At 60.1% G+C, this 20,787-nt stretch carries 16 protein-coding genes and 2 pseudogenes; 8 read left to right on the top strand and 10 right to left on the bottom strand.

The features are described from left to right. The first annotated feature begins 1 nt into the window (after position 1). The 3 genes from RR42_RS30100 to RR42_RS30090 all read left to right on the top strand — a co-directional run bounded on the left by RR42_RS30100 (position 2) and on the right by RR42_RS30090 (position 3,623). Positions 2–1,060 (top strand): 3-keto-5-aminohexanoate cleavage protein, encoded by a 1,059-nt coding sequence (locus tag RR42_RS30100; protein WP_043355403.1) that lies wholly within the window; start codon positions 2–4, stop codon positions 1,058–1,060. A 73-nt stretch (positions 1,061–1,133) separates the two neighbouring features. After that, a complete protein-coding gene (locus tag RR42_RS30095) occupies positions 1,134–2,105 on the top strand; it encodes a quinone oxidoreductase family protein (protein WP_043355401.1) in 972 nt (323 codons plus the stop codon). A gap of 183 nt (positions 2,106–2,288) precedes the next feature. Continuing rightward, positions 2,289–3,623 (top strand): spinster family MFS transporter, encoded by a 1,335-nt coding sequence (locus tag RR42_RS30090; protein ID WP_052495075.1) that lies wholly within the window; start codon positions 2,289–2,291, stop codon positions 3,621–3,623. A 412-nt stretch (positions 3,624–4,035) separates the two neighbouring features. On the opposite strand, the gene RR42_RS30085 is transcribed toward RR42_RS30090, so the two are convergent. The 5 genes from RR42_RS30085 to RR42_RS30065 all read right to left on the bottom strand — a co-directional run bounded on the left by RR42_RS30085 (position 4,036) and on the right by RR42_RS30065 (position 9,037). Next, on the bottom strand, positions 4,036–4,401 hold the full coding sequence (locus tag RR42_RS30085) for a RidA family protein (RefSeq protein WP_043355400.1): 366 nt from the start codon (positions 4,399–4,401) through the stop codon (positions 4,036–4,038). Positions 4,402–4,417: 16 nt separating this feature from the next. Then, the gene (locus RR42_RS30080) at positions 4,418–5,806 is read right to left on the bottom strand and encodes an MFS transporter (RefSeq protein WP_043355397.1); all 1,389 of its coding nucleotides are present in this window, start codon (positions 5,804–5,806) and stop codon (positions 4,418–4,420) included. 82 nt (positions 5,807–5,888) lie between these two features. Continuing rightward, positions 5,889–6,923, bottom strand: a complete 1,035-nt coding sequence (locus RR42_RS30075) for a succinylglutamate desuccinylase/aspartoacylase family protein (RefSeq protein ID WP_052495074.1) — start codon at positions 6,921–6,923, stop codon at positions 5,889–5,891. A gap of 130 nt (positions 6,924–7,053) precedes the next feature. Continuing rightward, a complete protein-coding gene (locus RR42_RS30070) occupies positions 7,054–7,986 on the bottom strand; it encodes a LysR family transcriptional regulator (protein ID WP_043358207.1) in 933 nt (310 codons plus the stop codon). Between the two features lie 139 nt (positions 7,987–8,125). Next, positions 8,126–9,037 (bottom strand): LysR family transcriptional regulator, encoded by a 912-nt coding sequence (locus tag RR42_RS30065; RefSeq protein ID WP_236702073.1) that lies wholly within the window; start codon positions 9,035–9,037, stop codon positions 8,126–8,128. Between the two features lie 176 nt (positions 9,038–9,213). On the opposite strand from RR42_RS30065, the gene RR42_RS30060 reads away from it, so the two are divergent. Then, positions 9,214–10,200, top strand: coding sequence for an MBL fold metallo-hydrolase (locus RR42_RS30060; protein ID WP_043355390.1), 987 nt, complete (start codon positions 9,214–9,216; stop codon positions 10,198–10,200). Between the two features lie 227 nt (positions 10,201–10,427). Further along, positions 10,428–10,598 (top strand): annotated as a pseudogene (locus tag RR42_RS39025) (short-chain dehydrogenase); the annotation flags it as partial. Here RR42_RS39025 and RR42_RS39020 read toward each other — a convergent pair. Continuing rightward, positions 10,572–10,763 (bottom strand): annotated as a pseudogene (locus tag RR42_RS39020) (integrase core domain-containing protein); the annotation flags it as partial. The pseudogenes RR42_RS39025 and RR42_RS39020 sit on opposite strands and share 27 nt — an antisense overlap. Between RR42_RS39020 and RR42_RS41840 the strand changes: the two are divergent. Continuing rightward, complete coding sequence (locus RR42_RS41840; protein WP_419188893.1) at positions 10,675–11,217, top strand: MFS transporter; 543 nt, start codon at positions 10,675–10,677, stop codon at positions 11,215–11,217. The pseudogene RR42_RS39020 and the gene RR42_RS41840 overlap by 89 nt on opposite strands. Positions 11,218–11,335: 118 nt before the next feature. On the opposite strand, the gene RR42_RS30045 is transcribed toward RR42_RS41840, so the two are convergent. From RR42_RS30045 to RR42_RS30030, 4 genes are read right to left on the bottom strand one after another with little or no spacing between them, the layout of a single operon-like run. Continuing rightward, on the bottom strand, positions 11,336–12,874 hold the full coding sequence (locus tag RR42_RS30045) for a TolC family protein (RefSeq protein ID WP_043355380.1): 1,539 nt from the start codon (positions 12,872–12,874) through the stop codon (positions 11,336–11,338). Further along, positions 12,861–14,885 (bottom strand): FUSC family protein, encoded by a 2,025-nt coding sequence (locus RR42_RS30040; RefSeq protein ID WP_043355379.1) that lies wholly within the window; start codon positions 14,883–14,885, stop codon positions 12,861–12,863. The genes RR42_RS30045 and RR42_RS30040 overlap by 14 nt, the downstream gene beginning before the upstream one ends. Beyond that, the gene (mdtN, locus tag RR42_RS30035; protein ID WP_043355377.1) at positions 14,866–15,915 is read right to left on the bottom strand and encodes a multidrug transporter subunit MdtN; all 1,050 of its coding nucleotides are present in this window, start codon (positions 15,913–15,915) and stop codon (positions 14,866–14,868) included. The genes RR42_RS30040 and mdtN overlap by 20 nt, the downstream gene beginning before the upstream one ends. Further along, positions 15,912–16,175 carry a hypothetical protein gene (locus tag RR42_RS30030; RefSeq protein ID WP_052495073.1) on the bottom strand — a complete coding sequence of 88 codons (264 nt, stop codon included), beginning with the start codon at positions 16,173–16,175 and terminating at the stop codon, positions 15,912–15,914. The genes mdtN and RR42_RS30030 overlap by 4 nt, the downstream gene beginning before the upstream one ends. A 1,316-nt stretch (positions 16,176–17,491) precedes the next feature. Here RR42_RS30030 and RR42_RS40105 point away from each other — a divergent pair. Continuing rightward, the gene (locus RR42_RS40105) at positions 17,492–19,513 is read left to right on the top strand and encodes a hypothetical protein (protein ID WP_124684261.1); all 2,022 of its coding nucleotides are present in this window, start codon (positions 17,492–17,494) and stop codon (positions 19,511–19,513) included. Between the two features lie 24 nt (positions 19,514–19,537). Continuing rightward, on the top strand, positions 19,538–20,545 hold the full coding sequence (locus RR42_RS40100) for an ATP-binding protein (RefSeq protein ID WP_124684262.1): 1,008 nt from the start codon (positions 19,538–19,540) through the stop codon (positions 20,543–20,545). Positions 20,546–20,787: the final 242 nt, after the last annotated feature.

Below are 20,787 nucleotides of genomic sequence, written 5' to 3'. Positions count from 1 at the left end.
CATGAATTTTCTCGACGGACACCTGTTCCCCGAAAACCAGCAGCCGCTCATCATCACGGCCGCGCCCTACGCGCCGTCCTATGTCCCCTCTGACTTTCCCGAGGACATCCCGGTGACGATGGAGGCGCAGATCCAGAAGGCCGTGGACTGCTACAACGCTGGAGCCACGGTGCTGCACCTGCACGTACGCGAACTCGATGGCCGCGGCTCCAAGCGTTTGTCCAAGTTCAACGAGCTGGTCGCCGGCGTGCGCAAGGCCGTGCCCGAGATGATCATCCAGGTGGGTGGTTCGATCTCCTTCGCGCCAGAGACCGATGGCGCTGCCGCCAAGTGGCTCTCCGATGATACGCGCCACATGCTTGCCGATCTCGACCCCAAGCCCGACCAGGTCACGGTGACCGTGAACACCTCGCAGATGAATGTGCTGGAGCACTTCGATTACGAAGACCTGCGCGGCACGTCGATGGAGGATCCGGCCACCTTTCAGGCTTACAAGGAAATGACGGTGCCCTCGCAGCCAGGATGGGTCGAGGAGCACATCCGCCGCCTGTCGGCTGCCGGCATCCAAAGCGCTTTCCAGTGCTACAACATCAACAGCTTCGAGTCGGTCGAGCGCCTGATGCGCAGGGGCATCTACAAGGGCCCGCTGGTCATGAACTGGGTGGCCATCAGCGGCGGCATGGACGCGCCCAACATCTACAACATGGCTAACATCGTGCGCGCCGTGCCCGATGGCGCAGTGCTGACGGTGGAAAGCTCCGTGCTCAACGTGCTGCCGATCAACATGATGGGCATCGCCATGGGCCTGCATGTGCGCTGCGGCATCGAGGACAACCTCTGGAACCAGCAGCGCTCCAGCAAGTTCAGCACGGTCCAGCAGATCGAGCAACTGGTGCGCATTTCACGTGAGTTCGGCCGCCCGATCGCCACCGCGCGGCAGGCGCGCGAGATTTCCAAGATCGGCGTGTTCTACGACACCGTGGAGGAGTCCCTGGCGGCCAACGGCTTCGCGCCCAATCGCATCGGCCGCCAGCAGGGCCACCTGCGCAAGGTCGCCTGAGCGCCGCAGCGCTGTCGGTGACCCACTGAGCCGATGGCGCAAAGCCCCACAGAACATACACAGGAAGACAATCATGTCAAAAGCCATTCGCTTCTACGAAACCGGCGGCCCGGAAGTGCTGAAGTTCGAAGACGTCGAGGTAGGCGAGCCCGGCCCCGGCGAGGCTCGCGTGCGCCACACGTACATCGCGCTGAATTTCATCGATATCTATTTCCGCACCGGCCGCTACCCGCTGGCGCTGCCCAACGGGCTGGGCTCCGACGCGGTCGGTGTGGTCGAGGCTGTGGGTTCCGGTGTGACGGACATCCGTGTGGGTGACCGCGTCGGCTACCTGATCGGGCCGCAGGGCGCTTACGCACAGGCGCGCGTGATGCCGGCCGCGGTGCTGATCCCGCTGCCCGATGGCATTTCCGATCGCACCGCCGCCACGCTGATGATGAAGGGCATGACGGCGCAATACCTGTTCCGTCAGGTCTATCCGCTCCAGGGTGGCGAGACCATCCTCTACCACGCGGCTGCGGGTGGCGTGGGGCTGATCGCCTGCCAGTGGGCGCGGGCGATGGGCGTCACCATGATCGGAACCGTGAGTACCGACGAGAAGGCCGCGATCGCCAAGGCCAACGGCTGTGCGCACACCATCGTGACCTCGCGCGAGAACATCGTGCAGCGCGTCAAGGAGATCACCGATGGCAAGGGGGTTCCGGTGGTCTATGACTCGGTGGGCAAGGACACGCTGGAAGCCTCCCTGGACTGCCTGCAGCCGCGCGGTTCGCTGATCAGCAACGGCACCTCGTCGGGAGCGGTGATCGTCGATTCCCAGATGCTGGCCGTGAAGGGTTCGATCTGGTTCACGCGGCCCGCCATGATGCACTATATCCAGCCGCGCGCGCACATGCTGGACATGGCCAAGGAATTGTTCGGCCACGTGCTGGCCGGCCGCATCGCGAGCGAACCCCAGCAGACCTTTGCCCTGGCCGATGCCGCCGACGCGCATCGGGCGCTCGAGTCGCGCAAGACAGTAGGCGCCACCGTCCTGGTGCCCTGACAGGGCATTGTCGCGTTGCCGAGGCACGCGCGGCACGCATCAAGGGCGCATTGCTGCGCGTGTCAGCCTGACCTTGAGCGCCCCATGCCGGAAGACTGCCGGCAATGTCAGTGGCACGTAGCAGACTGTGCAAGCATCAGAGGTGGCTCTCAATGCAAGAGCCAACCCACTATGGAGACACGCATGAACCCGCACACCCCGCATTCTGGACCCGATGATCGCGACGATTATCTGGTCAGCCGGCCCCGAGCCTGGTTTGCCTTTGCCATGACCTTTGCGCTGATGCTGTTCGACTACATCGACCGGCAGGTCATTGTCTCGTTGTTTCCCCACTTGAAAGAGGCGTGGAGCTTGTCGGACAAGCAGCTTGGCGCACTGGTGTCGGTCATCTCCATCGTTGTCGCCCTGGGCGGCCTGCCCGTCGCGCTTCTGGCCGATCGGATGAGCCGGGTCAAGAGTGTCGCCGTGATGGCAACGGTATGGAGCGTAGCGACTATCTCATGCATGTTTACTCGCAACTACAGTCAGTTATTTGCCGCACGCGCCATGGTCGGCGTTGGCGAAAGTGGCTATGGTTCCGTCGGTGCGGCACTGATTGCAAGCTTGTTCCCCAAGCGCATGCGCTCCATGTTGCTAGGAGCGTTCTTTGCCGCCGGCTCCATGGGTGCTGTCCTCGGCGTCATGCTGGGCGGTGTGATCGCTCAGCGCTGGGGCTGGCAGGCAGCGTTCGGCGTGGTGGGCTTCCCGGGACTGGCAGTCGCGCTGCTCTACCTGCTCGTGCCTGACTACAAGACCGTGGAGCTGACATCCCGGCTGAACAAGGCGAAGGCGTCACCATGGAACTTCATCAAGCACGTCGCAAGCGCGTTGTCTGACTCGCGTACGGTTTGGTGGACCTGCGTGGGCGCAGCGTTTCAGCTCATCGTGGTATCCACTGTCTGGGCCTGGCTCCCCAGCTACTTCAACCGGTTCCACGGCGCAGCCCCGGACGTCGCCGCCAAGCAGGCAGCGCTGATCGTGTTGTGCGGCGCGCTGGGGGCCTTCGCATGGGGTCTCGTGGTGGACAGGGCGGCTGCTCGCCGGCCACGCAACAAGCCTCTCGCCGTGGCTGTCCTGTGCGTGGCGACCCTGCTGGTTTTTGTTGCGGCCTTTACCGTTACGATGCCGGCCAGCCAGCAGTTTCTGCTGATCGCGTTCGGCGGCTTCCTGATGACGTGTACGGTAGGGCCGGCGGCGGGTATTGTGCTCGACGTCGTTCACCCGGGCGTGCGTTCCACCGGCGCCGCACTACTTTCGCTCTTTCAGAACATGTTTGGCCTTGCGGTTGGGCCATTCGTCGGGGGGGCGATTTCAGACGCCCTTGGCCTGCAGACGGCCCTTGCGGTGATGCCTGCCTTCGGCTTGGTCGCTGCCGCATGTTTCCTGTTGGCGGCGCGCCATTATGAATCGGATCTGCATCGGGCTGACAACCGCCTGCAGACTTATAACGAAGTACCGCTCGCATCGGCATCCGCCTGATGGGTTTTGGTCGCGTCACCCTTTCGACAGACCCAGCGAAGAGAGATGCGGCTCACGCTCGTTTTGCCAACGCAGCTGTGAAATCAGCAACTGATCGCGTTCCCGAAACGACAGGCTGTGATGGATCTACACCGAGCCGCGGCGCAAGCCCGTGATTGCGGAGGCTTCCCGCGCTCGCAGCGCCCGTGTGCGATCATTCCCGTCGACCATGTCGCGCTCGCCGGGACATTGGCGCTACGCGGCAACTCTTCGAGCTCGATCGTATGCATCGAACCTTTCAAGTGGGAGGTCCACCTGATACGCACGGCGGGCCGCCCCTCAAGGTTTGTGAAAGAACTTAAGGCGCATCTCCAATGAACTTTGTGGTGCAGGAAGGATAGGTATACCTGCCATAGTTCCTATGGAGAAATACTCAGCTATGTTCGATGCTTGCCGTGGCGCGATACGCTACGACTTCAACCTCAATTTTCGCCGACCGGGGCAGGTCGGCGACGGCAACGCAGGAGCGAGCCGGGAATTCATTTCCGAAGAATTTGAGGTAGATGGCATTGAAACTTTGATAGTCTTTCATATCGGTAAGGAAGACTGTCACCTTCACGACGTCGCGCCAATCGCAGTCCGCATCGCGTAGCGCGGTGAACGAGTTGGACATCGCGTTAGTGGCTTGGCCGGTAAAGTCTGCTGGGATCGCCCCGTCCACACCCGCACCGGTTTTCCCCGAGAAGTAGATCCATCCTGCGCGCTCCACCCAGTCGGAATACGGCTTCTGAACTGACATCGGAAATTGCTCCTGTTCACTGGTTATTGCCGGCAGTGGCGGCCTGTCCGACACGCTTGACAGCGATGAAGTACAGCAAGGCGCTGACTGCCGCTGCCGACGTACCCACAATTGCCAGGGCGATTGCCAGTCCGGCCTTGGGATGGCCCAACCACTCGTTGATGGAGCCGACCGCGAACGGGCCCAGTCCGCCACTAATAGCGTTGGTGAGAAACACCAGCAGTGCCACGGAGCGACCGCGCATGCGATTGGGGATGGCAATCTGCAGCGGTACGGGCGCCAGTGCCATGACGATGCTGGTTGCGTAGGCGCACAGGCCGTACAGTGCAAGCGACATCCACATCACCGGTGCCAGCGGGGCCGCGCATGCAATTGGGACCAGCAAGGTGGCAGCTACGGAGGCGATACGCAGCACTTTCTTCAGCGCATCGCGGTCATTTACCTTACCGACAAATAGGCTGGCGCTGATGACGCCGGCCATGCCTCCGAGCATGTAGACCGGACCGGTCATCTTGCCGACTTCGCTCGCGGTTAATCCAAAGCTGCGGATCAGCAGGGTCGGGAACCAGGCGGCGTAGGAGTAGAACAGCAGAATAAGCGCAACGTAGCCGAAGAAGTAGGGCAGGCAGAACCGGTTTCGTACGAACAATTCGCGCAGGACTTCGCTTATCGGTGGCGCTGCTTCAGTGGCAGCTTGGGCGGTCTGCAGCCCGCGCCGCACCGGTTCGCGAATGGTCGCCAAAACGAGTGCTGCAAGGGCCAGGCCCGGCAATCCGACCACGAAGAAGACCATTTGCCACGGCAGCAGGCCATGACCTGTCAGCCAATCCGCCACTGCGGGTTGGTCCATCCAGCCAAGCAGCACGCCACCGCCGAGCAGTGCGACACCGCCGCCGACGTAGGGCCCCAGCATGAAAACACCGCTGGCCCGTGTGACCTTGCGGGGCGGAAACATGTCGCTGAAGATGGAGAGAGCAGCAGGGCTGAGGGCTGCCTCGGCAATTGCTGTACCGGCGCGCCAGACCAGAAGTTCGCCGAAGCTGCTGGCGGTGCCGCACATGGCCGTGGACACTGCCCAGATGGCGACACAGGTGGCACTTAGGCGTACGCGGTTCGAGCGGTCCACCAGCCTGGCCACAAACAGGCCTGCGGTGGCATAGCAAAGCGTGAACGTCGCGCCCTGCAGAAGCCCGATCTGGGTATCGCTAAGCAACAGCGATGTCTTGAGCGACTGCACCAGGATGCTGACGACCTGGCGGTCGATATAGGAGAAGGCGAAGCAGATGAAGAACATGAATACGATGTATCCATGTGAGAACGGCGTGCCGGCTGACGCAATGACCGGCTCTTCGGTACGGGGCGCGCCGGCGTCCAGGGCTGGCGCGGCTTTTTGGGTGGACTGCATGAAGGGCTCCTCGACACGGCAAAAGACGGCCTGGCGTGCGCTATGGACGGGCGCCAGGCTTTGTATTGCCGCTGAAAACGGGCTATAGGGTGATGGGGGCGGCGAGCAGCGCGATACAGTCGCCGGGTTCGACGCCTGCGAAGGTGCGGGCGCAGACCACCATGCCCGCACCATTGAAATGCAATTCGCGCGACGGTTCCCAAGGGGCGTACGGATCGAAGAGGCGACCGGCCAGGTCGCCTGCCGCCACTTGCTGCCCCAGCTTGAAGCACGGTTCAAATACGCCGTGGCGAGGCGCAAACAGATAGTGGCTAGCGCCATCCACGGCGATGAACTGCGTGTCATGACACGGTGGGGGCGGGTTGTCGTCGCGCGTCAGTCCGGTTGCATGCAGCACGCGGCGCAGGCCATCTTCGACGATGGACAGGCCATCCACATTGCAGCTGCCATAGCCACCGAATTCCCCGCACAGAAACAAAGTGCCATGGCGCTCGGCCGCGGCGCCGTAGGTGCGGTCTTCTCCAAGCAGGTCCATGACCATGGTGTGGGGCGCGGCGAACGCATTGACCAGCTTCAGGTATTCGCTACGCCGAGCCGGGTCGGACGGCAGCGCGGCCAGCACCGTGGGTATGTGGTTGAATGACGCGCCCCCGGCGTGAAGGTCGAACACGACGTCAGCGCGGGGAAAGAGTTCGGTATCGACATAATGCGCGATCATCGCCGTGACCGACCCGTTGCGGTCGCCGGGGAACAACCGGTTCAGGTTGCCGCGGTCGATTGGCGAGGTGCGCGAGCTATTCAGGAACGCAGGAAAGTTGAGCGCTGGGATGACGATCAGTCGGCCCTGAATCTTTAGCGAAGGCATGCGCTGGATCAGCTTCATCAGCGCTACCGGGCCTTCGTACTCATCACCGTGGTTGCCGCCGGTCAGCAGCACCGTCGGGCCCTCGCCCTGCTTGAGCACAGCGATCGGCGTCGGGATGTGACCGTAGGCGGAGCGGTCATGCGAATAGGGAATACGCAGCACGCCGGTCTGGAACCCCTCGCTCTCATAGTCGATCTCCGTTGAGATCAGTGTTTTTCTGGAAAGGGTATGGTCATTCGATTGGGCTGGCATGCCTGTCTCCGGTGGGGGAAATCGGGCGTGGTCAGTTCCCATGGAACCGGCCACGTGTGCATGCAATATTGGGGGCCGAGTCAGTTGCCGACAAATGCCGTTTTGGGGAGGGGGTGATGCTTCTGGGGCATCACCCGGTTGTCAAACCGGGCCGCCCCATTGCTTCCACCGTCTGGATGAAGCGGAAAAGTGCCGGATTAGGTGTATCGATTTTGCAAGCAAAAACGAGCGGCATCGGGATGGAAAGATCCGTGAACGACGCAAAGTGGCAGAGCGCAGGCGGACGGCCCAAGTTGGCAGAATTAACAATGGCGGCACCAATGCCGGCGCAAACCAGGGAAAGCATGGCGGCTTCCGTCGAGACTTCCTGAACGACATTGAGTGTGACGCCGCAAGCCTGACAGGCTCCGATCAACTGGTCGTAGTAGAGCGGGTACGTCGCACGCGGGAACGTGACGAATGGCCAGTCGGCTATCTGGCGCAAGGCCACGCCTGGCAGCGGCAGGCGTGCGGAAGCATCACCCTGCTCGGGCAGCGTCCATGCACGCGGCGCGGCGAGGACGACCTCGTTTGTCGTCAGCGGTAACGTGTTGATCGACTCGGGGAGCGGCCCGTACTGGTAGATGAAGCCACCGTCGAGCGTGCTCGCCCGAATCTCGTCGAGCTGTTGCGGTGTGTTCATCGGTACCAGCTCGACGCGGACGTCCGGCACTTCCGCTTGGAAACGCCGGAAGATGTGCGGCACGATCCCGTCCCAGCCACTGTTCTCGACAAAGCCGAGGCGTAGATAACCCTGAACGCCGGACGAAATCCGCGCGGCGCCTCGTGCTGCGACGTCGAGCTGGGCGAGCGCCTTGCGGGCATCTCGCAGATAGGCCTGGCCAGCCGACGTCAGCTTGAGGCCACGCGGGGTACGCTCGAACAAGGCAAAGCCGAGTTCCTCCTCCAGGTCGTGGATCTGGCGGGAGATGGCGGGCTGCGTGACGTGAATATGTTCCGCAGCCAGCCGAATGCTCTCGTGCTCAGCTACGGCGATGAAATAGCGCAAGTGTCTGAGTTCCACAATTTCACTCGTCTTCTGGATGATTTGGCGGTCGGCAATCGACGGCAAATATGCCACAAAGGCATGATGTAGAAAAAAAGGCTGGCGAGGCGGACGCCGACGGCGCGGCTCCCCTGATCAAATTTCTTTCCCGCTGCGCTCAGCGTCCGGCGTCTGTCGCACCTTGCTCGAGCCGTGCCACCAGGAAGTCGATGAACGCGCGTAGCTTTGGAGGCAGTATCCGCCCGCGCGGAAACACGGCATGCAGGTCTGGGCAACGCCCGAGCCAGCCTGGGAGCACCGGCACCACCAGGCCTTGTTCGGCATGCCGCGTCATGATCAGGTCCGTGGCCATCATCAGGCCAGCGCCGTCGAACAATGGCGCCTTCAGCGCTTCGGGGTCGTCGGCCTCGATGACCGGCTGGATGGGGAAATCGACAAGCTCCCCGGGGGCGACTTCATGTTGCATTGGCCAGGCATGACCGCTGACACGCCTGGCCACGCGCGTGGATAGGGCGGCGTGCTTGAGCAGTGCGTCGGGGTGGGTTGGTACTCCATGCTGCGACAGGTAGGCGGGGCTCGCGTAGATGCGATTCGGGAAGGTTGCGAGACGCCGTGCAGCCATGGATGAATCCGGCAGATCGCCCATACGCAAAGCCAGGTCGATTTCCTCGCTGACGAGGTCGAGCGTGCGGTGGCTGAGTACGAGGTCGATGTTCACTTCCGGGTGCCCGGAGCGAAATTCGGCCAGCAGCGGACCCAGCAGGCTGACCGCCAGCGAGTAGGACGCTGTGATCCGCAACGTGCCGCGTGGCGTGCCTTGCAGTTGGCCGACGGCGGCATCGGCTCCTGCCAGCATGCCGGGAATGGCACGGCAGGCGTCGTAGTAGAGCGCGCCGGCCTCCGTGAGGCCTAGGCGGCGCGTGGTCCGGTGCAGGAGTTGCGCACCGAGGCGCTGCTCAAGTTCACGCAGCTTGCGGCTGACCGTGGTCTTGGGTAGGCGAAGTTCAGTTGCCGCAGCGGTGAAGCTCCCAGCTTCCACAACCCTGAGAAAGACGAGGGTGTCATTCATATCGAGGGACATGGTCGGCAAGCGCAGGGCAGTCTGGGGTTAGATTTTGATTATGCCACAGGCGGCACAATTATTACCGAAAATGCGGGCTTATCAGGGCAAGATGCACTGGATATCGTTAGGATTATCACTGGACTAGAGACAATTCGGCACCAGGGTACGGGCCGACAAACACCATGAACCTTCCCCGCTTCCTTCTTTTCGCCACTGCCGCCATGCCCGTCCTTGCCGCCAGTCCGGCCAATGCCGGTTCACCGCTTACGGCGGATACGGCGTCCAGCTACGGATGGGTAGCACGCCAGGCGCCAGGCTTCTACCGCTTTACGCTTGGGGCGTTTCGCATCACTGTGCTGTCGGATGGCACGGCGCCGCGCGACGTCGCGAAGATCATGAGCAAGCCACAGGCCGTGCGCGACGCGTTCGCGGCAGCCCACCAAACGCTGCCCGTTGAAATATCTGTCAACTGCTTCTTGATCGATACGGGCGACCGCCGCATCCTGATCGATACCGGCGCGGGCGAACTGTTCGGCCCGCTGACAGGCCACCTCGTCGAGAACCTTCGCGCTGCTGGTTACGAGCCCGGTGATATCGATGACATTCTGTTGACGCATATCCATGGCGACCACTCGGGCGGCCTCAGTATCGGCGGGAGGCCAGTGTTTCCGAATGCTACGGTGCATGTGGACCAGCGCGATCCTGCCCTGTGGCTAAGTCCCGAGGCCGAGGCCACGGCGCCAGCAGCGGCTCGCATGACCTTCCAGCAGTCTCACCAGACCGTCGACCCCTATGTGAGGGCCGGCAGGCTGCGCACCTTCGACGGTGCGGCCCAACTCTTCCCTGGTGTTCGTTCTGTCCCGTTGTACGGCCACACGCCTGGCATGAACGGCTACCTCATAGAGAATCAGGGGCAGCGCCTGCTGCTCTGGGGGGACATCATTCATGCCACGGAGGCCCAATTCCGCGACCCGACCATCACAATCGAGTACGACGTCGATCCCACTGCTGCGGCTACGACGCGTCAGCGCATCCTTGCCGATGCAGCGAGACAGGGCTACATGGTGGGGAGTGCCCATGTGACATTCCCCGGATTGGGTCATGTGCGGACCGAGCATGCCGGCTTCAGCTGGGTGCCGGCTCCCTATAGTACGAAGCTCACGGAATAAGGCAAGAATGGCCAAGAATAACGCTTCACCATGTGCCTCACGACACACGGCGCATGACTCGGGGACAACGTGATTTGCTAAATCTTCGTGGTCAGGGACTTCCACCCTTTACTCCTTACCGGTCTCCCGGCGCACTATGCAACAAGGCCGGGAAGGGGCAAACCTTTGCTGCAGGCGGCTCTCCGGTTGATCACCGCCACTTTTTGCACGAAAGGTACGATCACCCCGAGTACGACGAAATGACGGCGGTCAATTCCAAGACGGCCTTCTTCTTCCTCAAGGAAGCTGGCAAGCGTGTCAATGACAACGGCAAGATCTGCACGCTGGTCACGTCGCTGCTCGGGGTCTTCACACCGTTCTATGCCGCGTATGCCGGCACTAAGGCGCCGGTGGAGCACGCGCGCCTGGCCATGGGTGGCAAAGCGGCTGCGTGCCAGCAGCTCACACTCGAGCGTGGCAAAGAAGGATTCGCACATGGCATTGTCGTACGCGTCACCGACAGAGCCCATTGAGGGGCGCACACCGGCCTCGTGGCAGCGCAGCCCGAACGCAATCGACGTGTACAGGGCGGCTGCTCGCCGGCCACGCAACAAGCCTCTCGCCGTGGATTTCCTGTGCGTGGCGACCCTGCTGGTTTTTGTTGCGGCCTTTACCGTTACGATGCCGGCCAGCCAGCAGTTTCTGCTGATCGCGTTCGGCGGCTTCCTGATGACGTGTACGGTAGGGCCGGCGGCGGGTATTGTGCTCGACGTCGTTCACCCGGGCGTGCGTTCCACCGGCGCCGCACTACTTTCGCTCTTTCAGAACATGTTTGGCCTTGCGGTTGGGCCATTCGTCGGGGGGGCGATTTCAGACGCCCTTGGCCTGCAGACGGCCCTTGCGGTGATGCCTGCCTTCGGCTTGGTCGCTGCCGCATGTTTCCTGTTGGCGGCGCGCCATTATGAATCGGATCTGCATCGGGCTGACAACCGCCTGCAGACTTTTAACGAAGTACCACTCGCATCGGCATCCGCCTGATGGGTTTTGGCCGCGTCACCCTTCGCCGCGGCCAACTCGGCCTGAAGCTTGTCGTTCTCAAGGCCCCACCGCCAAACCGGCGGGCTCGCCGAGGCGCACGGCATCGGATTCGGGTGGCTCAACGCGTCGAGCCGATCGCCCCGGTCGCGAGCGCCAGCGTGGCGGCGGCGGCCAGCGCGCCGCTATACGCATCGGTCGACGCGTTCCACGCCAGCAGCAACTGGTTTTGCGCCAGGTTGGCTTCTATTATCGATCCCACGCCCTTGCTATACGCCGCAAAGGCCGCGTTGTAGGTAACCTGGGCGGCGTCGGCCAGCGCCTTGGCCGCGTCGTACGCCGCCAGGCTCGATTCGAGCGCGCTCTGGCTGACCACCACTTGCCGCACCGATTCTTCCTTGGCCCGCGTCAGCCGGGCCGATGCGCTGTCGACGTCATTGCGTGACTGCGCGACCACCGCCGAGCGCACCCCGCCGTCGTAGATGGGCACGGAAACGCCAAGGAATACGCTGGCGCCGTAGCGATAGCCGTTGAGGTTCAGCGTCGGGGGCTGCTGGCCGATTGGCGGGATCGCCGAGATGGACGATCCACCCGATGCATATGACGTGTACGCGGACAGGAACACCTTGGGCAGGAATGCCGCCTCGGCCGCCTTGACCTTGGCCTGGCTGGCGCGCTCGACCGCGTAGGCGCCCAGCACGTCGGGCCGCTGCGCGATCGCGCTTTCGACGATCTGCTCGATGGAGCCGCGCAAGGCCGGTGACAAGGGCCGCACGGGCATTTCGGCGATGCGTGGCTTGGACAACGGCGAGATACCGATGGCCGCGAGCAGGGCCAGATACGCGTCGGTCTCGGCGCCTTGTGCTTGCACCATCGCAAGGTTGGTCTGCGCACGGTTCTGGGTGGCCTGCGCCACTTCCACGATCGTGCCGATGCCGCGCTGGTAGCGTGCCTTGGCCGCCGCGAGCACGGCATCGGCGTTGGTCATGGCCTGCTGCACCGTGCCGCCGCGCGATCGGGCAGCCTGATAGCGATAGAACGCCACGCTGACATCGTGCACGATGCGCTGGTGAACGGCCGTGAACGCAATATTGACGGCGATCGAAGTTTGCTCCGCGGCATCGACAATTCCCACGCGTTCACCGAAATCGAACAGCAGCCATTGCAGCGACAGTACCGACACCGCGCCGTGGGTGGATGTGTTCGTGCCGGCCGATCCCAGGGGCGTGCTGGTGGAAAGATGCCCGGTCTGGTAGCCGCCCATGGCTGCGGCCGAGATGTGCGGCAGGTAGCTGGCCTTGGCGATGCCCGCGGCCAGCGCCGCATTGCGTGCGTCGTTCCACGCGATGCGCGTCAGCGGGTTGGCGGACTCGGCCATGTCGATCAGTTCCGGCAGCGAGTACGCGTGCGCCGGATCAAGCGCCGGCGGCGGTGCGATCGATGCGAGCGCCGAATTGGCGGGCAGCGTGTAGTCGGAAGGCCCTGGCGCGGGTGCGGCCCTGGCCGCGGCGCCAGGCACGATGTCTCCCGACGCCGTGGTGGCGGGCTGCCACGGCCGATCGGCTTGCGCAGGCGCGAGATGCAGCGACGACGTGGCACAACCTGCCAGCGTCGCGGCAATCAGCGATAGCGGAATCACCAGCGAATCACGTTTGCGCATGGATGGGGTAAGGGTGGGGCGTCTGCGCGGCGTCGGCTACGGAGGCGGTCAGGCGTTTGTCGATGAGGGCCAGCAAGGCGTCGCGGGCCGGGCCGTCGTGACCGGCGGCGTCAAAGGCCTCAGTGGCCTCAGTGGCGTGAGCGGGCTGCGCTGGCTGCGGCGCCGTATCGTGGGCCCGCAGTGTGCGAAGCCGCTGCGCGAGGTCAGGGTCGCCCGGGAACCGCTCGGCGAACAGGAATGCCGGACCGGCAATCGCGTCGAGCGAGCGCAGTCGCCGCTGGCGGTCTTCGACCCACTCGGGCGCCGGGCCCACGGACGCAGGCTCGTAGTGCGCGAGGATCAGGTCCTGCGCGATATCGCCCTGCAAGGCCAGCGCGGCCATGGCATGCCCGCGCCGGTCGTCGGAGCGCCTGGCATGCGCCAGTTGGTGCCATTGCTCGGCCAGCCGGCCCAGCGCCGCTTCGATGCGCGCGGCAATACTGACCGGCCAGATGCGCGTGAACACCAGGTAGACCATCAGGTTGCCAAGCATGATGCCGATGACCCGGTCACGCGCGATGGTCAGGTCAAAGCCTGGGCCGGCGCCCTGGATGACACACAGGTAGAACGCGAACGCGATCTGGAAGCCAGCGTAGGCGATGCGCGCAGAGCCTAGCGCAACCCAGGCCGATATCCACGAGCCCGCGAAGACCAGCAACATGAGCCCGCCCACAGACGACAGCGAAGGCACGACATACACGAGGGCCGCCGTGCCGATGACAGCGCCGGCCAGGCAGCCGGCCAGCCGCAGCGAGAGCTTCTCCACGGTCTGCGCGGCGGTCCCTAGCGACACGAGATAACACGTGATGAAGCAGGTATGAATGCCCGGCCAGTTGAGCTGCTGATAGAGCAGGTAGCAGAACAGGGCCGCGCCGGTGGTCTTGAGCGCGTAGCGGATGTGGTCGCGATTGCTAAAGGCATCTGCGTCGAGCAAGCCGCTGTGGGCGGTTGGCGGCGTCGGGGTTGTCGTTGTGTCCGCCGCCGTGTCCGCTTCCGGGGGCTCGGCAAAGCAATTGATGGCCAAGTGCAGTTCCCTGGCAACCGCCGCCTGCGCCGGCGCAAGCAGGCTGGCGTCCGGTTGGCTCAGCCCGATTTCCACCGGATAGCCGCCCGCATCGAGCATGCGCGCCATCGCGTCAAGCGTGTCGGCGATCGGATCGGCAACCGGGGCGGGCAGGGGGGCGCCCGGCTGCCGGCGGGCGGCATCGACCGCCAGCAGGATCGCCATGGTAGACGCCGCGGCATGACGCAGCGCGGCTACGTCGCTGGCATTGGCCGAGCCTTCGATCCTTGCCAGCTTCAGCCAGCCCGCCACCGGCTGAATGCCAGTGTGCAACGCTGCCTGCAGCGCGGCGTCGTCGGGTGGTGGATCGCGCAGGCATGCTGCCGCCACGCGCAGGCAATGGGCCAGCCGGTCGCAGGCCAGCCGGCGCGGCGCTGCACCCAGCACCAGGTTGACCGCCACGTTCACGCCAATCGGAATCGCCACCATCAGCCAGGCATAGAGCAGGGCGCGCGTGGCGATCTCACCGCCGGGCACCAGGCCGAGCTCGTCGAGCGCGAACCCGATGATCATGGCGATGATGGCGCCCACCGGGCGCAACTTGCTGGCCGAGGTCAGAAAGAGCAGGGCGGCCGACAGCACGGCCATGCACGCCACCCGGCGCAGTGGGTCATCGACACTGAAGTCAGCCAGCAGCATCACGAGTCCGATGATGATGCTGACCAGCACCAGCGCCGCCACGCTCATCACGATGCTGGTGGTGCGATCCGCCCGGTTGATGAAAAAGACGATATAGGCGGAGATGGCCGCCTCCGGCGTGCCATAGATGCTGGTGACGAGCACCGTCAACGTGCAAGCCACGGCAATGCGGGTGGTGGCCGATGCGCGGCCCGCAAACGGTGCCAGCAGGGCGCCGAGATCGGCCAGCCCCAGCCCCAGGCGCAACTTGTCAGCGGCAGGCCGCGCCATGCCGGATCTCGACGGTTGCACTCGCGCCCACCCGGGCCAGCATTTCAGGCGGTTCTTCCAGCTTGATCCGCACCGGGAATCGCTTGGCCACATGCACCCAGTTCACCGACGGCTGGACATAGGGCAGGGAACGCGGCAGGTTCAGGCGTTCCGTATCGGTGATGCCAATACCAATGCCCTCGACCTTGCCGCGCATGACATGGCTGCGGTCGATCATCGAATAGACCGTGGCGCAATCGCCCGGACGGATATCGGCCAGCTGGGTTTCACGGAAATTGGCGACGGCGAACCATTGGCCGGTATGCACTAGCAGGAAGAGGGACTGATTGGGAATCACGACTTCGCCGGACAGCACGGTCAGGCCGCTCACGCGGCCGTCATGCGGGGCGCGAACCACGGTGTCGTCCAGTGCCCGCTGGGCGATGGCCAGCGCCGCCTCGCGCGCTCGCACGGTCGCCGTGGCATCGTCTTCGGTGCCAACGGCCTTTGCCGTCGCGGCACGCTGCACGTTAGCCTGTCTCAGCGATACGGCCGCGTCGCGTTGCGCCACCTCGGCCTGGTCAAGCTGCTGCTTCGGCACGTAGCCATCTGCGGCCAACGGGCGCAGACGCGCCACGGTGCGCGCGCTCAGCGCGTAGTTCTGTTCGGTGCGGGCGGTCTGCTCGGAGGCAATCGCCGCGTTGGCGTGCTCGGTGGCAATCGTGCGTCTGCGCGTACCCAGCGCAGCCTGCGCCAGTTCCAGATCGGCAGTCGCCTGGGCCACGGCTAGCCGGTATGGCACAGGATCGATCTCGAACAGCACATCGCCTTTGGCCACGTGCTGGTTCTCGCTGACGAGGATCCTCGAGATCCTGCCGCCCACGGGCGACGCCACATGCACCATGTCCGCATCGAGCCCGGCATCGTCGGAAGACGGAAACCGCACGGCGCGATGCCAGGCATGGATGGAGAGCAGGATAGCCAGAACAACGATCGCCAGTGCGATCAATTTCCCGCGCAGCGGGTTTTTGCGGACGCCGGCCATTTTCATAGGATGTGTCCCGTAGCCGATAACCAGACGATTTCAGCGATCATCAGGCCGATTGCCGTGTTTACCAGCAGCGGGAAGCCGACGACATCCGCCCAGCCGGCCAGGATAAACAGCCGCCAGGAAATGACGGCGCCCACGATGCCGATCAGGGCGCTCAAGAGCCAAAGCGGAAAATAGGCGCCAAACAGGCTGAAGGACGGGGCACCGGCGCAACCATAGAGCGAAGCGGCCAACGCGACGAGCACAAGCGAGCGTGCCATGGGATCTGGGGCAGGATTGGTTCACGCAATATAGCAGCGAGTATTCGCGATTGTCCAAGGGACAAAGAAACTCAGGTCAACGCCGGGCTGACGATACGCGGCGTAGGTGGGGGCCAAAGATGGGGAGGACTGACGTTCACCCAGTCAGTGTAGTCAGACGACGAGAAAAGTGATGGGGTAAAATCTGATAAGAATTATCTACTTACGTAGACTTTGTCGCTGCATTCAACACATATTTTCGTCTTTTTTGGGGATGAAATATTCTATCGGTTCTACGCCGAAGATGTAATTGTGTGTCTTTTTCGGGAGCGACCGCAGCCGTTGTCATGCTGCCTATGTCTCCGCTGGCGTGTGAGCGCCGCCTACCCGCCCCTACCTCCCTTGAGCTTGCAGGCAAACGGCGAAAGCCTTGGTTCTGCGCTCTTGTCTCAGAGCTCCTAGTAATCGCCTGCAGTTCATGGAGTTCATTCCGCTCCACTCCACACATTGTCCCCGCAACCGAAAGTATTTTTTTGGGGAAAGTCCTTGGGTTTAAATGCGAATTTTGCGATTTTCTGATAATAAAAAATATTAAAATTATGCGCACTATGCAACCAGTTTCATAGGGTTACTGATACCGTTATCTACTCACAAAATTTTCTACCATATATTCTCCAAGACTCGCCGTTGTGACTCATCATGTATCACGCCGCAGACCAGCACAGATTGAGCCCGGCTGAATTTGTTAGAAATCCAAATCGCGGCCACGCGTCGGTCTATTTTTTTGATTCCCCAAAAAATGATCGTCGCTTTGGCATTTTCGGCGTGGTTGCATTTTCGCATTTATTGCTAGCCGAAGGAAATCCTGAAATACTGTCGTATCTTCCATCCAGGCCACCAAAAGAAAAATCTGAAAAAAAATACAAACAAACAGTTGATGTTTTATATCAGTCTGGCAAGACGGAGTGTTGGCACTTCAATCACTCTAGGAACGGGGAACCCACGCGACACAAGAATAGGATAACCAAGACCGAAGGCGAAATCCGAATGGCGCAATGGCTGCCCCATAATTGGATGTTGCTATGTTCCTATCGAACACGCGTTAGAGGAGCTATAGACCCGAATCCCAGGGCCCTCCCAGGATTAATTAGCGCCAGAAGTAGCTTCACGCTCCAGGAGGTTCTCGCACTAGAAGATTGTGATCCCGCACACTTACTTGCTAGTGTGGCGCGCTACTTGGCAAACGGGAAACTTAAAACCGAACTTCGTACTAGCGCATTTCACCGACGTTCCCTTCTAGAACGGGTTGAATAATGGGCGGGGGCGCGCGGAGATCGTTGATTCAACAATATCACGGTGAGCTTGTCGACTGGCCCCATCCCGATATCACCGTTCTTGACGATGCGACTCGTCGAACGTTTCTGAATCGAAAGCTTGCCGTTGAGTTATATGCTGCCGATATTCCCTACGGTGAGATTCAAGAACAGACAAAATTCTCGCCAAACGAAGTGAGGCGCTTGCTCCGACGATGCGTGGCATCAGCAGGGGAGGGGTGTATTGTAGGATTTTATGCGTTGCTTCCGAGTTTTCGCATTAAGCCTTACTTCAGAACGAAACCCATTATTGCGAAGCATCCATTGGCCGATCAACGCTCTAGTGGTTACGCTGGCGCGCTGGCGCAGTTATTCGAAAAGTTTCCTGATGTCAAGAAAGATTTAATACAAAAATTCTTTCTGCAGCCGGATAAACAAAAGAAGTCAAAAAATAGCCGTTCGCCGCAGTTAGGGCCGCAGCCTTATATTGAAATACATGGCGAGTTTCTTTCTGAATTACGGACAAAAGGGGTTGGAGAGAATGAATGGCCCTTCCTGACGGAAGACAAGGGTAGACGATCCCTTTTGCGCTTCCTTCATTCTTTGAAGAATGAAAGATCAGAGCGTGCGGTAAAAGCCAGAATGGGTGCTGAGGCGACTAACAATCTAGGACATGGTATGGGTCCTAATGCTCTCATATCGCCACTTCTCCCGTTTGCAGTCGTAGAGCTTGATTACACAGTTATTGATATTCCCACTCATGTTAGGGTGATTGATCCCAACGGTACAGGGCATTTGATACCTATATCTCGTTGGTATCTAGGGTTGCTGGTCGAGGTAAAAACAAGCGCAATTTTGGGCGCACATATCTCTCTGGAAGTTAACCCGAGCGCCGATTGTGCGTTGCAGACGATGTTGAGCAGTGTGCCTGTCGTGTTAGACGCACGGAATTCTGGTGACGTTCGCATTGAGGTACGTAGCACCAATATGGATTTTGTTGCACGCGGCCCCACCTTGATATGCTCGTTGATACCGCAGTTGGCAGGGCAAGCATTCAGTTTGCTTAGGGTGGATAACGGTTGGTGCAATATTGCAAATGATTTTGTAAATAACGTTATTGATGTATTTGGTTGTGCCATTGAGTTCGGCCCCCCACGTGCCTGGTGGGGAAGGTCGTTAGTCGAAAGGATCATTGGGGTTTCAAAAGAACGCGGAGAGCATCGCCTGAAGGCCACATACGCGTCGGGCCCCGACGATGTTCGCCGGCCCCCCGATGTCGAACAGCTCGGTTTAAATGACGGAATCGACCTTGATTTTGTGGTCGATATGTTGAATGCCGTTGTCCGTGAACATAATACTATCTCAACCGGTGATCGACTTAATGGTGCAACTGTAATTAATGTTCTGCAAAGATTCGTAGATAAGCATGAGCTTCTATGGGTTCCACAGCCTCTACCAAGATCTATCAATTCAAATGATCGACTCCTTATGCACCGACGAAAGGTGGAGGTTAGGGGAGAATGGGGCGTCCATACGCGTAGGCCGTACATTAATACGGCATACTGCCGATATACAAATCCTCGTATCGCTTCTGATTTTTCTATGATAGGAAGAAAAGTGTTTGTCTACATCAATCGTCTCGATGCGAGAGAGGCATGGGCAAGTGACGCGGAAACTGGCGAGAATTTGGGCAAGCTATACGGTGAGGAAAAATGGGAAAACTGGCGATGTGCATTGCGGGTCAGAGAACTGGTAGGCGCAAAAGCAAAGGGACGGCCCCGAGGCCGGAGCCCCGATATTTATGCTAGATCCGGAAAAGTAGATTATGAGTTTGTAACGAGCGAAAATAGCGGCGAAAATATCGGAAAAAAAACTGCGCTTGCGATAGCGAAAGTAGCTCGGGATAGCTTTACTGGTTCGAAATCAGCATCCCTAAAGCCGGCCGAAGAAGATAACCACAATAATAATGTTGGGAGTGATAACGATCTGCTTCCAAATATAAATCCGCGCGGAATATTCAAGCTGGATTCGGGGAATAAGAAATGATTGCGTGCGATCGTGGAGAAAGAAATGGATGAGGGTCATCTTCGAGCATTAATGCTGCAGCACCCGATTATATCCAAGAAGAGCAGAGCGGAATCACCATTATGGACACTCCCGATATCGAATTTTTATGACAACGCCAGAACTTTATTGTTTCTCAGGCAAAGTTTTTTCATAGAAGAGATCGCTGGCGAGGGAAAAACCATCATGATGAATGTCCTTCGTGAGCGGTTACCAAGAGATCTCAGCGAAATTCACGTACTCTCTTATAGAGGCTTAAATAGGGAAATATTTTCTCATGGTGGATTTGTGAGGGATTTGCTTTATACGGTTAATCATGCTGCTCTTGATGGAAATTCATACGAATTAAGTCGGAGATTGATTAATGACATTGTGGCTTCTGCACTGGAGACTAATTGGAAGCTAATTGTGATGCTGGTTGACGAAGCGCAGGCCCTTCGTCCTATAGATTTCGGTTTTATCAAAGATCTGCATAATGAATTAGAAGAGGTGAGGATTGATTTCGTCGTGATTTGTTGTGGCGAGTCTCCAAAAATTCGTGAATTATTCAGAACCTTATCCAGTGAGCAGCAAATAGGCTGCCTGGATCGGTATTTTAGGCATCGGCTGAGACTCAGCGGATATGGATTGGAAGAGCTGCAAGATCTGCTTGAGGTGATCGACGTGAAAAGATGGCCGACGGATTTTGGACCAACATGGACAGAATTTTGTTTTCCACTCGGATATGCCTCTGGCTTTCGCCTAGCTAATCAAGCCAGTTTATTTTGGCAGGCAATGAAGGAGGTACATCTTATAAGAGACGATAAAATATCAGAACCAAGTCAAAATGGAAAATTGCTTTCGAGGCGTATTTTCGATGCTCTTGGGTTTTTAGCGTTTAAGGGTATGGATAAAGATTGCCCAAACTTCGAGTTTCCAAAGGAAGATTGGCAGAGTGCCGCTAAGTTTGCAGCTAAATCGGCCTGGGATGAAAAACCGGATGCCACGGATAGACCAGACTGCTCTCAAGCTTAGGCATGAAAGACGCTCACTGGTGCGGTGGTGGATTAGATTCGATACCAAATGAGTCTTCATTCGGGTATTTTCATCGGTTGTGTTGGCTGAATGCAGTTGGCATGCAAGCCGCAATGAGGTTACTCGATGCTCCGAATTTTCCCACGCGCACGCAGACTTTTTTCGGCAAGCTGAAACGAATCCGCCATGTCATAGAGCGAGTTAACTTCAATAGTACTAGGTTTCCAGAGGAGCGTTCGCTG

It is taken from the genome of Cupriavidus basilensis (genome assembly GCF_000832305.1).
In the GTDB taxonomy this organism is placed as follows: domain Bacteria; phylum Pseudomonadota; class Gammaproteobacteria; order Burkholderiales; family Burkholderiaceae; genus Cupriavidus; species Cupriavidus basilensis_F.
Note: the sequence above shows the minus strand (reverse complement) of the source record. Positions and strands in the feature narration are given on the sequence as shown.

Bases quoted from the DNA above. Each gene is read 5' to 3' on its own strand.
- RR42_RS30100 (WP_043355403.1), top strand. From the start codon at position 2: ATGAATTTTCTCGACGGACACCTGTTCCCCGAAAACCAGCAGCCGCTC.
- RR42_RS30095 (WP_043355401.1), top strand. From the start codon at position 1,134: ATGTCAAAAGCCATTCGCTTCTACGAAACCGGCGGCCCGGAAGTGCTG.
- RR42_RS30090 (WP_052495075.1), top strand. From the start codon at position 2,289: ATGAACCCGCACACCCCGCATTCTGGACCCGATGATCGCGACGATTAT.
- RR42_RS30085 (WP_043355400.1), bottom strand. From the start codon at position 4,401: ATGTCAGTTCAGAAGCCGTATTCCGACTGGGTGGAGCGCGCAGGATGG.
- RR42_RS30080 (WP_043355397.1), bottom strand. From the start codon at position 5,806: ATGCAGTCCACCCAAAAAGCCGCGCCAGCCCTGGACGCCGGCGCGCCC.
- RR42_RS30075 (WP_052495074.1), bottom strand. From the start codon at position 6,923: ATGCCAGCCCAATCGAATGACCATACCCTTTCCAGAAAAACACTGATC.
- RR42_RS30065 (WP_236702073.1), bottom strand. From the start codon at position 9,037: ATGAATGACACCCTCGTCTTTCTCAGGGTTGTGGAAGCTGGGAGCTTC.
- RR42_RS30060 (WP_043355390.1), top strand. From the start codon at position 9,214: ATGAACCTTCCCCGCTTCCTTCTTTTCGCCACTGCCGCCATGCCCGTC.
- RR42_RS41840 (WP_419188893.1), top strand. From the start codon at position 10,675: ATGGCATTGTCGTACGCGTCACCGACAGAGCCCATTGAGGGGCGCACA.
- RR42_RS30045 (WP_043355380.1), bottom strand. From the start codon at position 12,874: ATGCGCAAACGTGATTCGCTGGTGATTCCGCTATCGCTGATTGCCGCG.
- RR42_RS30040 (WP_043355379.1), bottom strand. From the start codon at position 14,885: ATGGCGCGGCCTGCCGCTGACAAGTTGCGCCTGGGGCTGGGGCTGGCC.
- mdtN (WP_043355377.1), bottom strand. From the start codon at position 15,915: ATGAAAATGGCCGGCGTCCGCAAAAACCCGCTGCGCGGGAAATTGATC.
- RR42_RS30030 (WP_052495073.1), bottom strand. From the start codon at position 16,175: ATGGCACGCTCGCTTGTGCTCGTCGCGTTGGCCGCTTCGCTCTATGGT.
- RR42_RS40100 (WP_124684262.1), top strand. From the start codon at position 19,538: ATGGATGAGGGTCATCTTCGAGCATTAATGCTGCAGCACCCGATTATA.